Source organism: Sphingomonas sp. RS6, assembly GCF_054489705.1.
In genome coordinates this window covers 642643-657340 of record NZ_JBTMWM010000001.1, presented here as the reverse complement: position 1 = coordinate 657340, position 14698 = coordinate 642643, and the positions used below count along the sequence as shown (strand labels likewise).

Annotated in this window: 12 protein-coding genes and 2 pseudogenes; 2 read left to right on the top strand and 12 right to left on the bottom strand. The window is 69.3% G+C overall.

Going from position 1 to position 14698, the window contains the following annotated elements; translation table 11 throughout:
- Positions 1-4: 4 nt before the first annotated feature.
- The 9 genes from ACX40Y_RS03095 to ACX40Y_RS03055 are packed head-to-tail and all read right to left on the bottom strand — an operon-like array spanning position 5 to position 8607.
- Complete coding sequence (locus tag ACX40Y_RS03095; RefSeq protein ID WP_459118063.1) at positions 5-619, bottom strand: flagellar basal body-associated FliL family protein; 615 nt, start codon at positions 617-619, stop codon at positions 5-7.
- 21 nt (positions 620-640) lie between these two features.
- Positions 641-1801: a flagellar hook-length control protein FliK gene (locus ACX40Y_RS03090; protein WP_459118062.1), complete on the bottom strand. Its 1161-nt coding sequence runs from the start codon at positions 1799-1801 to the stop codon at positions 641-643.
- Between the two features lie 36 nt (positions 1802-1837).
- Positions 1838-2263 carry a hypothetical protein gene (locus ACX40Y_RS03085; protein ID WP_459118061.1) on the bottom strand — a complete coding sequence of 142 codons (426 nt, stop codon included), beginning with the start codon at positions 2261-2263 and terminating at the stop codon, positions 1838-1840.
- Positions 2256-3584 carry a FliI/YscN family ATPase gene (locus ACX40Y_RS03080; protein ID WP_459118060.1) on the bottom strand — a complete coding sequence of 443 codons (1329 nt, stop codon included), beginning with the start codon at positions 3582-3584 and terminating at the stop codon, positions 2256-2258. Before ACX40Y_RS03080 ends, ACX40Y_RS03085 begins: the two co-directional genes overlap by 8 nt.
- Entirely contained in the window at positions 3578-4312 is a 735-nt protein-coding gene (locus tag ACX40Y_RS03075) for a FliH/SctL family protein (protein ID WP_459118059.1), read from the bottom strand. Before ACX40Y_RS03075 ends, ACX40Y_RS03080 begins: the two co-directional genes overlap by 7 nt.
- Positions 4305-5315 carry a flagellar motor switch protein FliG gene (gene fliG / locus ACX40Y_RS03070; RefSeq protein ID WP_459118058.1) on the bottom strand — a complete coding sequence of 337 codons (1011 nt, stop codon included), beginning with the start codon at positions 5313-5315 and terminating at the stop codon, positions 4305-4307. Before fliG ends, ACX40Y_RS03075 begins: the two co-directional genes overlap by 8 nt.
- Positions 5312-7009, bottom strand: a complete 1698-nt coding sequence (fliF, locus tag ACX40Y_RS03065; protein WP_459118057.1) for a flagellar basal-body MS-ring/collar protein FliF — start codon at positions 7007-7009, stop codon at positions 5312-5314. The genes fliG and fliF overlap by 4 nt, the downstream gene beginning before the upstream one ends.
- A gap of 3 nt (positions 7010-7012) precedes the next feature.
- On the bottom strand, positions 7013-7369 hold the full coding sequence (gene fliE, locus ACX40Y_RS03060; RefSeq protein WP_459118056.1) for a flagellar hook-basal body complex protein FliE: 357 nt from the start codon (positions 7367-7369) through the stop codon (positions 7013-7015).
- Positions 7366-8607 (bottom strand): sigma-54 interaction domain-containing protein, encoded by a 1242-nt coding sequence (locus ACX40Y_RS03055; RefSeq protein ID WP_459118055.1) that lies wholly within the window; start codon positions 8605-8607, stop codon positions 7366-7368. Before ACX40Y_RS03055 ends, fliE begins: the two co-directional genes overlap by 4 nt.
- A 232-nt stretch (positions 8608-8839) precedes the next feature.
- Between ACX40Y_RS03055 and ACX40Y_RS03050 the strand changes: the two are divergent.
- Together ACX40Y_RS03050 and ACX40Y_RS03045 are read left to right on the top strand one after the other, a co-directional pair.
- Positions 8840-9205: pseudogene (locus ACX40Y_RS03050) on the top strand (flagellin N-terminal helical domain-containing protein); the annotation flags it as partial.
- A gap of 795 nt (positions 9206-10000) precedes the next feature.
- Positions 10001-10318, top strand: a pseudogene (locus ACX40Y_RS03045) (flagellin); the annotation flags it as partial.
- A 128-nt stretch (positions 10319-10446) separates the two neighbouring features.
- Here the strand turns inward: ACX40Y_RS03045 and ACX40Y_RS03040 are convergent.
- From ACX40Y_RS03040 to flhA, 3 genes are all read right to left on the bottom strand, one after another.
- Positions 10447-11793: a M28 family metallopeptidase gene (locus ACX40Y_RS03040; RefSeq protein WP_459118054.1), complete on the bottom strand. Its 1347-nt coding sequence runs from the start codon at positions 11791-11793 to the stop codon at positions 10447-10449.
- Between the two features lie 68 nt (positions 11794-11861).
- A complete protein-coding gene (locus ACX40Y_RS03035; RefSeq protein WP_459118053.1) occupies positions 11862-12623 on the bottom strand; it encodes a sigma-70 family RNA polymerase sigma factor in 762 nt (253 codons plus the stop codon).
- The gene (gene flhA / locus ACX40Y_RS03030) at positions 12620-14698 is read right to left on the bottom strand and encodes a flagellar biosynthesis protein FlhA (RefSeq protein WP_459118052.1); all 2079 of its coding nucleotides are present in this window, start codon (positions 14696-14698) and stop codon (positions 12620-12622) included. Before flhA ends, ACX40Y_RS03035 begins: the two co-directional genes overlap by 4 nt.

Here is a 14698-nt window from a genome sequence, read left to right as displayed (position 1 = left end):
CCGTTCACTGAACGATGAAATTGGTAAAGTAGACGTTACTGACGCCGCCGAATCCTTCCTTTTGCTTGAGAACGGCGTTGATCGCCTTCACCAGCCGGTCTTGGATGCGCTTCTTGCCCTCGGCGGTGAACACCTCTTCCTCGGCGGTCTCGCCCAGGCTCATCAGCACCGCCGAGCGAATCGCGATCTCGTGCGTCTTGATGTTTTCGAGCACGCGCGAATCATAGGGGGTCGACACCGCGATCCCGACCTGCACGAAATGGACGCTGTCCTGCAGGTTCGAGGTGAATTCCTTTTCGAGCGCGTAATAGTTGGACGCATATTTGTCGCCGCCGGCGCCGGACGGGGTCGTGAGGCCGTGGACTTCGCCGCCGCCTTCCTCGCCATGCCCGCCCTCGCCACTCTTCAGCGAAGCGCGCTGCTCCTCGCTCTTGGGAACGAGGCGAGGTTCGTCGGACTCGGCGGCGCTGGCATGGGCGGCGCCCAGCCAGCCGGACTGCATCGCAAACACCGCGGCGCCGCCGCCCGCACCCAGCGTCACCAGCGGCAGCACGATCAGCAACAGCAGCTTGCCCTTGCCCTTTTTCTTCTTCGCAGTGTCTTCGACGATTTCGGCCATGTGGCTCTCCTTTGGGATGGATCAGGCGACGCGCTGATCGGATGGGCGATCGGCGGCGTCCGCGCTCCGCGTCACGCTCGCCGGACGGAGCGTGCGGGCGGCGGCCTGTTGTTGCTGTTGCTGCTGCTGTTGCGCGGTCTGCTGGCCCAACGCGGCATCGCCGCTCGCGACGCTGGTCTCGCCCAGCCGCAGCCCGCGCGATTCGGCGAGTTCGGCAAGGCGCGGCTGCGCATCGGCGAGCAGCTGGCGGGCGGCACCGGTTTCGGTGGTGAAGTGGACATGGACGCGATCACCGTCCGAACGGATCGCGACGTCGACCTTGCCGAGGCCGTCCGGGGCGAGTTGCAGCCGCGTCTCGCCGGCCGGTCCGGCGTCGCGCAACGCCTCGATCTGCTCGACCATCGCGCCGGTCCAGTCGTGGCGACGGGTGTCGAGCGCGCCCTGCTGGGCGGCTGCGGGCGCCGCGACGGCGATCGGCGTCGTCGCGGCGGTGTCGGTGCTGGACGCGGTTGCGCCGGTCAGCGCCGTCAGGTCGCGCATGGTTCGTCGGACCGGGGCGGTCGCCGGCAGCTCGGCGGCCGCTGGCTCGGGCCGCACCGCCGGCACCGGCGTCAATTGCGGGACGTCGTCGGCGGTTAGCGCCACCGCGATCGGTGCGGGGGCGGGCGTCGGCGCACGCGTATCGGGCGCTGAGGCTGCGCCCTGGCGATCGGTCGCGACCTTCGAGGCGAGTTCGGGATCTGCCATGTCTTGCGCCGCAAGGTCGGCCTGGGGAGCCGCATTTTCGGCGGCGGTTGCGACCGGGGCGCCTTCGCTTGTTGCGGCGAGCGAAACGGTGACGGTTACCGGCCTGGGTACCGCAAGCGCGGTGGCGGGCTGCGGCGGGGCCGGGGCGAGGCCGAACCAGGCAAAGGCGGGATCGGCGCCGTCGCCATCGTCATCGGCATCGCTGTCCGGCACGCCGGTCTGGCCGTCCTCTTCGCCGCCGGGCGACTCCGGCAAGATCTTGCCGCCTTCGGCAGCGACTTGCCGGGCGGGGTCGGCCATCTTGCCGGCGCCCGGCACCAGCAGCGCGGCGAGCGCGACGGCGAAGTCGCTCGCCTGCGCCTCGCCGGCGGCGACGCTGTTGCCCTGCGGCGCGGCGATGGCGACGCGCGGTGCGGTGCTCGAGATCTGAATCACGGCATGATCCCCGAATGACCTGTATCGGTCATCGGTTCAGCAAGGATCGTGCCGTTTCCTCGGTGTAGCGGGCATGTCTTCGAGCGCGCGGCGCTCGCGGCGCATCGCCTCATTGCGGGCGCGCTCGATGAGCTTTTCGATGGCGCTCTGGTCGCGGTGCGCTGCCTGGGTCGCGGCGCGCGCGGCGGCCAGCCCCTCGGCGGCGGTGCTGGCCCGTCGGGCTGCGGCTTCGGCCGATTCGTGGAGGCGGGCGCGATACTGGGCGGCGGCGTGAAACAGCGTCGCTGCGTTGGCCGCCGCGACCACAGGCTCGACGCCTGCCGCGAGTTCGTCGATCCGCTGGCGCAGCGATTGGGCATCGTCGACACGGCGCCTGGCATCGGCTTCCTGCGCCCGCATCTGATCGAGCTGGAGCGTGCGGACGCGCAACAGGCGCTGGAGCCGGCCCGCCGGCCTAGCCATCGCCGAACACGCCGGTCAGCTCCGCCACCGCATCGGCGATGCTCACCGTTTCGTCGACCGACTGGCGGATATATTCCATCACTGCCGGATGCGCGGCGATGGCTGCGTCGATCGCGGGATCGGCGCCGGGGCGGTACGCGCCCATCAGCACCAGGTCGCGATTCTCCTCATAGGTCGCGAGATGCCGCCGCAGCACGCGGGCGGCGCGCAGATGCGGCACATCGGCAATGTCGGTCATCACGCGGCTCACCGAAGGGCCGAGGTCGATCGCCGGATAGACGCCGCGTTCGGCGAGTGCCCGGCTCAGCACGATATGGCCGTCGAGAATCGATCGCGCGCTGTCGACCACTGGATCGTTGCCGTCATCGCCATCGGCGAGAACCGTGTAGATCGCGGTGATCGAGCCGCCGGTCGCGACATCGCTGCCCGCACGCTCGATCAGTCCCGGCAGCATCGCGATCGCCGAGGGGGGATAGCCGCGTGCCGAGGCGGGCTCGCCCAGCGCCAGTCCGATCTCGCGGCCGGCATGGGCGACGCGGGTCAGGCTGTCCATGATCAACAGCACCTTCTTGCCCTCGGCGCGGAACGCCTCGGCGATCGCGGTCGCACGCAGCGCGCCGCGGATGCGCAGCACCGGCGAATGATTGGCAGGCACCGCCACAACCACCGATCGCGCCCGCGCCTCGCCCGCGACCTTGGTCTCCAGAAAGTCGGCGACCTCGCGGCTCCGCTCGCCGATCAGCCCGATCACGATCACATCGGCGGCGGCCGCGCGGACGATCATGCCGAGCAGCACCGATTTGCCGACGCCCGAACCCGCCATGATCCCCACCCGCTGCCCCTGGCCGATCGTCAGCAGCCCGTTGATCGCCCGCACGCCGACATCGAGCGGTTCGCGAACGCGGCCGCGCTCGAGCGGGTTCTGGATGTGGCCGGCGAGCGGCCAGCGTCCCGCGCCGCGGATCGGGCCGAGCCCGTCGATCGGCCGCCCTGCGCCGTCGACCACGCGGCCGAGCAGCGCGGCGCCGACATCGGCCTCGCCCGGCGGGCCGATCGGCCGCACCGGCGCGTTGGGCAGCAGCGGCGCGGGACCGCCGAGGTTCATCATCAGCGTGCGGCCATTGCGAAACCCGATCACCTCGGCTTCGATGCTGCCGTCCCCTTCGCCGATCGCGCAGATCGTGCCGACCGGCAGCGAAAGCCCAATCGCCTCCATCAGCAGGCCGTCGCAGGCCGCAAGCCGCCCGGCCACGCGGGGGCGCGGGTCGAACGCGGCGGCGGCAAGCCCCTGCAGATAGTCGGTCGCGAAGTCGATCAGCATGCGGGTGGCAGCGTGACGCGATCGAGCGCATCGGCCAGATGTGCCAGCCAAAGCGCCGGTCCGTCCTCGACCAGCGTCGAGGCGCTTTCGAGCACGAAGGCGCCGCGCGCAACATTGGGGTCGCCGACCGCGAACAAATTGGCGGGCAGCCGCCCCTCGACCAGCGCGACATCGTCCGGGTGCATTCGCAGCAGCGTCGATTCCGACGCCTCTGCCAGCAATTCGGTCGCCGCGTTGATCCGCGCCGCGAGCAGCGCGCCGTCGATCCCCGAATCATCGATCAGCCGCGCAACGAGCTGAAGCACCGTCTGGCGCAGTGCCGCGGCGATCCGCTCGCGATCGATATGGGCGCCGGTGCCGAGCGTGGCCGCCAGCCGTTCGGCCAGCGCGGCGTGGCTTGCGTCGCGCAGTGCCACCTCGGCCAGCGCCTCGGCCCGGCCGGCGGCATGGGCTGCGGCGATCGCCTCGGCCATGTCCATTGGCGCCGGCGTCGCGGATGGCGGCGGCGCGACGGGCGCGGGATCGAACGGGTCCCAGCCTTCGGTCGGGTTCGTCCCCGGACGGGCCGGGCTGAAATGGCGCGGCGCGGCGGGCGCATCGCCGGTGCGGCGCCGCCGCTCGCGGGCGATCGGGGCAGGCGCGAAATCGGCCATACCCGCCGGCGGCGGCTGAAGCGTCGCCTGGCCGGCGGGATGTCGGGCGACCAATCCGGGGGTGAAGTCAGACATAATCGTCCTCGCCGCCGCCGCCCGGCATGGTGATCGTGCCGTCCTTCACCAGCGCGCGTCCGATGGCGACCATCGCCTTTTGCGCCTCGAGCACCTCGGCGATCTTCATCGGGCCGCGTGCTTCCATCTCGTCGCGGATGCCGTCGGCGGCGCGGCTCGACATGCAGCCGAGGAAGCGGTTGCGGACGTCTTCCTCGACGCCCTTCAGCGCCTTGATCAGCACCTCGCCGTCGACCGCGCGAATCAGTGTCGACAGGTTCTTGTCGTCGAGCTCGAGCAGATTGTCGAAGACGAACATCGCTTCCTCGATCGCTCGTGCGACCTCGCGGTCGATCTTGGCGAGGCGCGGCATCACGCGCCGCTCGGTTGCCTTGCGCGCGCCGGAGAGAATCTTGGCCGCCTCGCGCGTGCCGCCCAGTGGCGTGGATGCGCGCGCGCGCGTGCCGCCGCTGCGCTCGGCCAGCAGCGCGCGAAGCGATTCGACGGCTTCGGGCGGGACCGGGCCGAGCTTCGCGATGCGTCGCAGGATCTGTGGCTGGTTGCCCTCGGGCAGATGTTCGAACACCTCGGCGGCGAGCGTCGGATCGAGATGGACGAGCAGCACGGCGGCGACCTGCGGATGTTCGTCGCGGACCATCGCCGCGATCTCCTCGGCCGAATACCATTGCAGCATGTCGAGCGCCGCGCCCGCCTGGGCCGGGGCGATCCGCGCGAGCATGCTGCCGGCGCGGTCCGGGCCAAGCGCGCGCGTCATGATCCCCTCGACCCGCGGCGCGGGATCGAACTGGATGCCGGTGCGCGCCTGCGCCTTGCGGGTGAAATCGTCGAGCACCTGCTCGACTTCGGCCTCGCTGACATCGGCGACGGCGAACATCGCCGCGCCCAGCTCGCGAACCTCGTCGGGGTCGAGCTTTTGCAGCATCGCCGCGGCTTCCTCCTCGCCGACCAGCATCATCAGCACGGCGGCACGTTCGACCCCCGTGAAGTGCCGGGTGGGCGTCATTGCGCGTCCGCCCGGATCATGTCGCGAACCGCCAGCGCGGCGCGCGCCGGATTGTCGCGGGTGAAGCCGCGCACCAGCCCGACGCGCTCGTCATAGCCGTTGCCGGGCTGTTGCAGCATGTCGATGCTCACCGGCGAGGGCGGCGCGGCGGCCGGCAATGGTCCGGCGGCGGGTGTATCGGGGGCACCGATCGGCAGCGCGGCGTTATTGCCCGGCACCGCCTCCTCGCGCTTCTTGAGCAACGCCTTGGCGAGCGGCCGGATGCCGAGGAACAGCACGAGCAGCGCAATCACGAGCGCGGTGGCGTTGCGTGCGACCAGCGGTACCCAGTCCGCCTGATACCAGGCCGGCTGATCGGCGGCGCCGGCCGGCGGCGCGGTGAACTTGCGGCTGACGACCATCACCTGATCCTGCCGCGCGGCATCGAAGCCGACCGCAGCCCGCACCAGCTCGGTGATCTGGTTGATCTCGGCCAGCCCGCGCGGCTTGCCCGGTTCCTCGCGCAGCAGCACCGCCACCGACAGGCGCTTGATCGCGCCGGGCATCGCGCGCGTCACCGATACTTCCTTGCCGGTGGCATAGGTGCGCGCAAAGCTGTCGCTCTGCTTTTGCTGAACGGGCGGGGCGGCGGCGGGCGCGGTGCCCGCCGGCGGCGCGCCGGCACCGGCCTGGCCCGGGGCGTTGGGATTGACCAGCTGGCTGGCGGGCGGCGGCGTGTTCGAAAGCGCACCGGGAATGCCGCCCGGCGCCGCACCATCCTTGGCGGTGCCGGTCCAGGCGCCCTGTTCGCGCTGGATCACGCCGCCCTGCTTGTCATAGCTTTCGCGAGTGGCCTGGTTCTCGTCGAGATCGACATCGGCCTGTACCTCCGCGGTGAAGTTGCCGGCGCCGACCAGCGGAGTGAGCAGCTGGACGAGCTGGTCGCGATACTTGGCCTCCATCCGGCGCTGGAAATCGATGCGCTGATCGGCGGGGCTGCCCGCACCGCTGCCATCGGTCGAGCGGGAGAGCAGCGCCCCCATCTGGTCGACGATCGTCACCGATTCGGGTCGCATGCCCGGCACCGACGACGCGACCAGATTGACGATCGATCGCACCTGCGCCTCGCCTAGCGCGCGGCCGGGCTGGAGCTTCAGCACGACGCTGGCGGACGGATCGGTGCGGTCGCGCACGAACACGCTGGCCTCGGGCGTCGCGAGATGGACGCGCGCCTCCGCCACCGAATCGATTTCCTCGATCGATCGGGCAAGCTCGGTCTCGCGCGCCTGGCGCAGCCGTTCGCCCTCCACCGCGCGGCTTACGCCCATCGGTAGCTGGTCGAGGATGGCATAGCCGCCGGGCGCCGCCTTGGGCAGGTTCTGGCTGGCGAGCAGCATCCGCGCCTTATGATAGTCGTCCTCGGCGACGGTGATCGATCCCGCCGAATCGATGCTCGACGCGATATTCGCGGCCTGTAGCGCGCTGGCGATCGCCGCCTTGTCGGCATCGGTCACGTTGGCGAACAGGATTCGCTGCGGTGGCGACGACACCGCCGACCAGGCGAGCCAGCCGGCCAGCACCAAGCCCACCAGCATCAGCAGCGGCAGGCTGCGCTTGACCGCGGGCTGGCCCGCGAGGGCCGACAGCTGGCGGAGCGGATCGAAGGCGGCGGGCGGGGCGCCTTCGCCGGCGCGGGGGGCGATTGCGTTGCTCATCGGTTAGACCGGCATGCTCATGATGTCCTTGTAAGCGGACAGGAGTTTGTTGCGGACCTGAAGCGTCGCCTCGAACCCGACCGACGCCTGCTGGCGGGCGAGCATCACCTTGGCGATGTCGACCGTCTCGCCGCGCTCATAGGCTTCGGAAAGCGCACCCGCTTCGGCCTGGTTGGCATTCACCTGCTGCAACGCGTCCGACATGGTCGAGGTGAAGCTCGCCGGCTTTGCCTCGGCGGTGCCGGCGACGGTCGGCGTCGGCGCCTGGTTGGCGCGGGTCAGCGCCTGGTTGCGTTCGAGAATCTGCGCGCGCAGCGCCATCACCCGGTCGATGCCGGCGGTGCCCGAGACCGCAGTCATGCCGACACCGCCCGGGCGATGTCTTCACCGCGTTCGCGCGCGGCGGCGAGCCGGTATCGCAGCGTGCGTTCCGAAATGCCGAGCCGCCGTGCGGTTTCGGCCCGGCTACCGCCACAGGCGGCGAGCGTTTCGCGGATCGCCTGAAATTCGCTGATCTGGACGATGTTGCTCAGGCTCGCGCTCGGCTCCACGCGCGGCGCTGCCGGACGATCGAAGATCAGGTGAACCGGCTCGATCGTATCGCCGGGGGCGAGCAGCAGCGCGCGCTGGATCACATTTTCCAGTTCGCGGACATTGCCGGGCCAGTCATGCGCGGTCAGCGCAGCGAGCGCCTCGCGGCTGAGCCAGGGCAGGGTCGTGCGTCCGCGCGCGTGGCGCAGCACCATCGCGGCGGCCAAGGCGGCGATGTCGCCCGGCCGATCGGCAAGCGCGCGCGTCGTCAGCGGGAAGACGGAAAGCCGATAATAAAGGTCGGCACGGAAGCGGCCGGCGGCGACTTCGGCCTGCAAGTCGCGATTGGCGCAGGCGATCACCCGCACATCGACCTTTTCGGGTACGGTGCCGCCGATCGGCACCACTTCGCGTTCCTGGAGCGCGCGCAGCAGTTTCGCCTGGAGCGCCAGCGGCATCTCGGCGATTTCGTCGAGCAGCAGCGTGCCGCCATTGGCCGCGCGGAAAAAGCCCTGCCCGCCGGAGGAGGCGCCGGTGAATGCGCCCTTCTGGTGGCCGAACAACATCGCCTCGAGCATCGATTCGGGAAGCGCGGCGCAGTTGATCGCGACGAACGGACCGTCACGGCGCGAGGAGCCCATATGGATCGCCCGGGAAATGACTTCCTTTCCGGTGCCAGTCGGTCCGTTCACCAAAACGGTGATATCGGCGGCGGCGACCCGTTCGGCAAGAGCGAGCAGCGCCAAGCTTTCGGGATCGGCGGCAACGGGCTCGCCCTCGTTCCGCAGCATCGCACCGGCAAAGCCGTTGCCGAGCGCCGCGTCGGCGGCGTCGAAGCGCAGCTGCGCGGGGTTGCCATCGGCGAACGGGACGGCACGGCATGGGCCGGCTCCCAGGATCAGCGTGCGCGCGGGCGCCGGAACCGGCTCGCCCGGTGCGACCAGATAGAGATCGGCGCGCGCGCCCGCATCGGCCGCGTCGAGCACGGTGAAGCCCTGCGCGCGCAGGGCGGAAACCAGCGCGAAATTCTGGCGAAGCACGGCGGCCGACGGAAGAATGGATCGCATCAAAAATCCCCCTTGGCGGCGATCTTGCCGCGAAGATGGTTAAGCCTCCGTAAAATATCGTAGCCGGCACACCGCCAGGGTTCCGGCGCGTCTACGCGCGTGCGCGCACGCGAGGCGCCGGGCCCGAGATTTTTCGTTTAAGCGGGCGCGATCGCAGCCGTTCCAAGGCTCGGCGGCCCGGACTCTTCGCAGGGGGGGTGGCAGGAGCGCCGGATGGAACGGAGTTACGGAAATGACTGTAATCGGAACGAACATCGCGAGCATCCGCGCGGCGAATGCGTCGAGCAGTGCGTCCACCTCGCTGCAGACGGCGATGGACCGGCTGTCGACCGGCAAGCGGATCAACAGCGCGAAGGACGACGCGGCGGGCCTCGCCATTTCGAGCCGCATGACGAGCCAGGTGCGCAGCATGGCGGTTGCGATCCGCAATGCGAATGACGGCATCTCGATGGCGCAGACCGCGGAAGGCGCGATGGGCGAAGTCACCAACATGCTGCAGCGCATGAAGGAACTGGCCACCCAGGCGTCGAACGGCACGCTCGGCGCCACCGACCGCTCGACGCTGCAGGCCGAAATGAGCCAGCTGATCTCCGAGGTCGGCAACATCGCGAAGACGACCAACTTCAACGGTGTCGGCCTGCTCGACGGCAAGACGACGTCGATCTCGCTTCAGACGGGCATCAATTCGGGCGAGACGATCTCGATGTCGATGGTCAGCCTGTCGACCGAGAAGCTCGGTCTCAAGACCGGCGTGAACGGTCCGGTGTCGAGCGGCGCGGTGGGTTCGGCGGCGCTGGCCAAGAACACGCTCCAGATCAACGGTACCTGGATCGGCGAAAGCGTCGATGCGGATGGCGCGGCGAGCGGCGCGCTTGCCGACAAGGTGACGGCGATCAACGCCAAGACGGCGGAAACCGGCGTGACGGCGAGCGGCGGCACCAAGGTCACGCTGTCGGTCGCCACCGACGCGATCGACAAGAAGATCACGATCAACGGCAAGGAAATCGACCTCGCCGACGTGTTGTCGGAAAATGCCGACGGGGACGACGAGGTCGATCTCCAGAAGCTGGTCGACAAGATCAACACCACCGACGGGATCAACACCACCGCGAAGCTCAATGGAACGTCGATCGAACTGAGCACGGCCGATGGCGACATCTCGCTCGCCGCGTCGGATGCGGATGTGATCACCTCGGCTGCCCAGACCGGCGGCACCGCGGTGACCGAAGGCTTTGACGAGTCGAGTGACGCGACGGCCGATGGCGGCAATGGCGACGGCGTCGTCGGCATCAATTTCAAGGCGAATCAGGTGTTCCTGACAGCCCAGGAAGGCAAGTCGATCATCGTCGGCGGCGAGGCTGACGGCCTGGCCGCAGTGAACATGACCGCCGACACGGCGGCCGGTTCGGACCTGTCGATCACCGATCAGGACAAGGCGCAGGCAGCGCTTGCGGTGATCGATGCGGCGCTCGACCAGATTTCCGCCGGGCGCGGCGATCTCGGCGCGGTGCAGAACCGCCTCGAATCGACGGTCAACAACATGACGACCACGTCGGCGAACCTCAGCGAGGCCCGCAGCCGTATCGAAGACGCCGATTTCTCGGCCGAGACGACCGCGCTCGCAAAGGCGCAGATCCTGTCGCAGGCATCGACCGCGATGCTCGCCCAGGCGAACCAGAGCCAGCAGAGCGTGTTGAAGCTGCTGCAGTAAGCGCGCGTGCCGGTCGGGGTGCTACCCCCCTGACGATGGCATCGCGGCCGGAAGGCTTCCTCCACCATGGAAGCGCGCAGTAGGAGGGCCCCGGCAGCCAGGCTGCCGGGGTCTTTCGCGTTATCGGCTCATTCCGGCCGGCCGCCGGGGCGCCATTCCGGCCGCGCGTCGCTATCGGCAAGCGAATGGATCGGCTCGACCAGCGATTCGATCGCGCGGGTCATGAACGCGATGTCGATATTGTCGATCGTGTCGGACGCCGAATGATAGGTCGGCACGACCGCCCAGCCCGAAATCGTGTGGGCGACGACGCCCTTGAGCGCGAGCGAGTAATTGTCCGAACGCTGGAAGAAGTTCTGCTCGGGATAGGGATCGGGGGTGAGCAGAGCGCCATGCGACTTCAGCGTCTCGCCCAGCGTCGATCGTTCGAATCCGGTCATCATCATGTTGCCCGCGGGCAGCTTCGGATCCTGTGCGCCGATCATCTCGATTTCGATATTGGCGACGATGTCGCTCAACTTCACCGGCGGATGTTCGCCGAACCAGCGCGATCCGAAGCCCCCAATCTCCTCGCTGCCATAGGCGACGAACAGGATGCCGCGGCGCGTCTGCGGGCGCGCGGCCAGCGTGCGGGCGAGCTCGAGCACGGCGGTGGTGCCGGAGGCATCGTCATTGGCGCCGTGCATGATCGTCCCGTCGGGCTGGACCCCCAGATGATCGAGATGCGCGCTCAGCAGGATCACGCCCGCGCTCGGATCGCTGCCGGGCAGCCAGCCGATCGCGTTGGTGGTCGTGACGCTGGTTGTCTCCGCGTCGACATCGAGCGTCGCCTTGGCCCCGCCGCGCTTGGCGAGCGAATCGAACGCCTCGGCGGGCAGCACGACCAGCGACGGGCGTGCATCGGGCGCTTCGCCGGCCAGATAGGTCGGCAGGCGCGGCTTGCCGCCCAGCCGTTCGGCCAGCGCCCGGCTATCATCGCTTTCGCGGACGATCACCAGCCGGGTGCCCTTGAGCGCGGCGGCGGCGCGATAGACCTGCATCGGCGGCATGTCGCCGGTCACCAGCAGCACGGTAGCGGGGGCCACCCGCGAGAGTGCCTTGGCTGGCGCGACCATCAGCGGTCCTTCGGCACCACGCCCGTCGCCGATCAGCAGCGTCGCGCCCGCGACGGGGCGATCGTCGATGTGCAGCGCTGCGGGCGCCTTGAGCGCGACGCGCACGATCTGGGCGGGTTGCAGATAGCCGCTCATCCCCGGCGCGGGCTTCAGTCCCACGCCGATGAACTGGCTGGCGACATAGGCAGCGGCAACCGCCTCGTCATGCGTGGCGCTGCCACGTCCACGCAGCGCGTCGCCGGCCAGAAAGGTCTCGTGCGCGCGAACCCAGTCGGCGCTGACCTGAACCTGTTGTGCCACTGCCGGCGCCGACATCATGCCGATGGCGGCGGCCGCAATCAGGTGAAAACGCTTCGACATTGCTGGTCCCCTCCCATGCGATGCCGTGCGTGATGCGGCAAAGCGGCGGGGGGTGCAACGCCGGGCGTTTAGCCCATCCGGTGGCGCAGCGCCTTTCGCAGCCGGGCATGCGCCGATGCCTTGATCTGGCAGACGCGCGCGGCGCCGATCCCGAACACCTGGCCGATCTCCTCGAGGTTGAGTTCCTCGACATAGTAAAGCTGGATCACTTGCGCCTCTCGCTCGGGCAGTGCGGCGATCGCCTCGATCAGCACGTCGCGCTGGTCGCTTTCGGCGAGCTGTTCGAACGCATCGGGCTCGTCGGCCATGAACCAGGGCGATTCGTCCGAATAGAGCTCGTCGATCGAATCGAAGCGGACGGCGTCGGCGGTGCTATAGTCCGCCCGCAGCTTCTCGACGGTGATGCCCAGCTGCGTCGCGACCTCGGCATCGTCGGGCGCGCGGCCGAGCGTCTGGGTGAGGGCGGCCACCGCATCGCGATAGGCGCGCTTGCGCCGCATCGCCCCGCGCGTCAGCGTCGCCTGGCGGCGCAGCTCGTCGATCATCGCGCCGCGCAGCCGGGTTGACAGATATTGCTCGAACGTCACCTGGCCGCGATCCTCGAAGCCGTTCACCGCCTCGATCAGCGCGACCATGCCGATCTGGATCAGATCCTCGACATCGACCAGCGTGCTCATGCTGCCATGAATATGCCAGGCGATCCGCCGGACGAGCGGCAGATGCCGGCGGACCATCGCCTCCGCCTCGCGGCGGGGCTCGGGCCTGGGCGCATAGGTGAGCGGGGCAGTTGACGCCATGACGTCGAATTCCTTGGGGCTGTGGGCGTTCATGCGGGCAGTGCCTCCGGCGCGCCGATCACGGCGACGACCTCGATCTGCTTGTCTTCGGGCACCTCGAAAAAGCTCATCACCGGGGTATCGGGCAGGACGGTGCGGACCAGCTTGCGCATCGCGACGCGGATCGACGGCTGGACGACGAGCGCGAACGGCTTGGCCTGGGCGACGAGCGGCTGGGCGGCGCGGTGCAGCGCATCGGCGATGCGGCGGCCCAGTTCGGGCTCGATCGCGTGCCGGCGCGACGGATCGGCGCGCGCCGCCTGGCCGAGCAGCGCCTCGAGCTGCCCATCGAGCGTCATCACCCGCAGCGGATCGCGTACGCCGCACAGTTTCTGGATGATCAGCGGGCCGAGATCGGGGCGGATCAGCTCGATTAATTCCTCTGCGACCAGCGTCTTCTGCGCGGCGACGGCGATCGCGGCGGCGATCCGGCGGAATTCCTTGAGCGGGATGTTCTCCGCGAGCAGCCCGCGCAGCACCGTGGTCAGCGTGGTGAGCGACACCGGTTGCGGGCACAGCGCGGCGACCAGCGCGCCGGCGCGCTCCTTCAGCCCGTCGAGCAGTGATTGCACCTCGTCGGGGCCGAGCAGATCGGCGGCATGCTGGAGCAGGCACTGGTTGAGGTGCGTCGCGACGACGGTACCCGGATCGACCACCAGATAGCCCTGGCCGGTTGCGGCATCGGCATCGCCGGCGTGAATCCAGATCGCGTCGAGGCCGAAGGTCGGATCCTTGACGCGCTTGCCGGCGAGGCTGCCGCTCGCCTGGCCGGTGTCGAGCGCGAGCATCTCGTCGGGTGAGACGCTGTCCTCGCCGACCACGACGCCGCCGATCACGACGCGATAGGTGAAGGGCGCGAGATTGATGTCGTCGCGGACGCGGACCTGCGGCACGACGAAGCCGAGCTCCTTCGACAGCTGGCGGCGCACCCCGGTGATCCGCCCCATCAGCGGCCCGCCGCGGCGCTCGTCGACCAGCGGCACGAGTCCATAGCCGATGTCGAGCATCACTTGGAGATTGTCCGTCACCTCGTCCCAGCCGATCCGCGATAGATCGACCGGCTCGGGGGCAGGCGGCGGCGGGGGCGGGCGCTTGGCGATGCGATAGAGCCGCCATGCCGCGACGCCGGAGGCCGCCGCTGCCGGCAGGATGACGAGGTGCGGCATGCCGGGCAGCACGCCCAGCAGCGTCAGGATGCCAGCCACCGGCGCCCAGGTCTTGTGGCTGCCGAACTGGCTGCCGATCTGGCCGGCGAGATCGTGGCTCGACGTCACCCGGGTGACGATCGCCGCCGCCGCGATCGAGAGCATCAGCGATGGCAGCTGCGCCACCAGTGCATCGCCGATCGCCAGCAGCACATAGGTCTGCGCCGCCTCGCCGACGCTCATCTGATGGCTCGCGACGCCCAGGATCAGCCCGCCGACAATGTTGATCGCCAGGATCAGCAGGCCGGCAATCGCATCGCCCTTCACGAATTTGGACGAACCATCCATCGCGCCGTAGAAGTCGGCCTCGGTCGCCACTTCGGCGCGGCGGGTGCGCGCCTCGTCGGGGGTGACCAGCCCGGCATTGAGATCGGCGTCGATCGCCATCTGCTTGCCCGGCAGCGCGTCGAGCGTGAAGCGGGCGGACACTTCGGAGACGCGGCCGGCGCCCTTCGTCACGACGATCATGTTGATGATCACCAGGATCGCGAACACGAACAGGCCGACGACATAGTCGCCGCCGATCATGAAGGTGCCGAATGCCTCGATCACATGCCCCGCCGCCGCTTCGCCCTCATGGCCGTGGACCAGCACGACGCGCGTCGAGGCAACGTTGAGCCCGAGGCGGAACAGCGTGGCGAACAGCAGCACGGTGGGAAAGGCAGAGAAATCGAGCGGCTTCTGTGCGTTGAGCGCGACCATCAGCACCGCCAGGCTGATCATGATGTTGGTCACGAAAAAGGCATCGAGCAGGATCGCCGGGACCGGCACCACCATCAGCGCGATCAGCAGCAGGATCGCGGTGGGAAGCGCCAGGCTGCGCAGCGCCGGGCCGGTGCCGCCGGGAAGGGGGAGTGCGTTCAC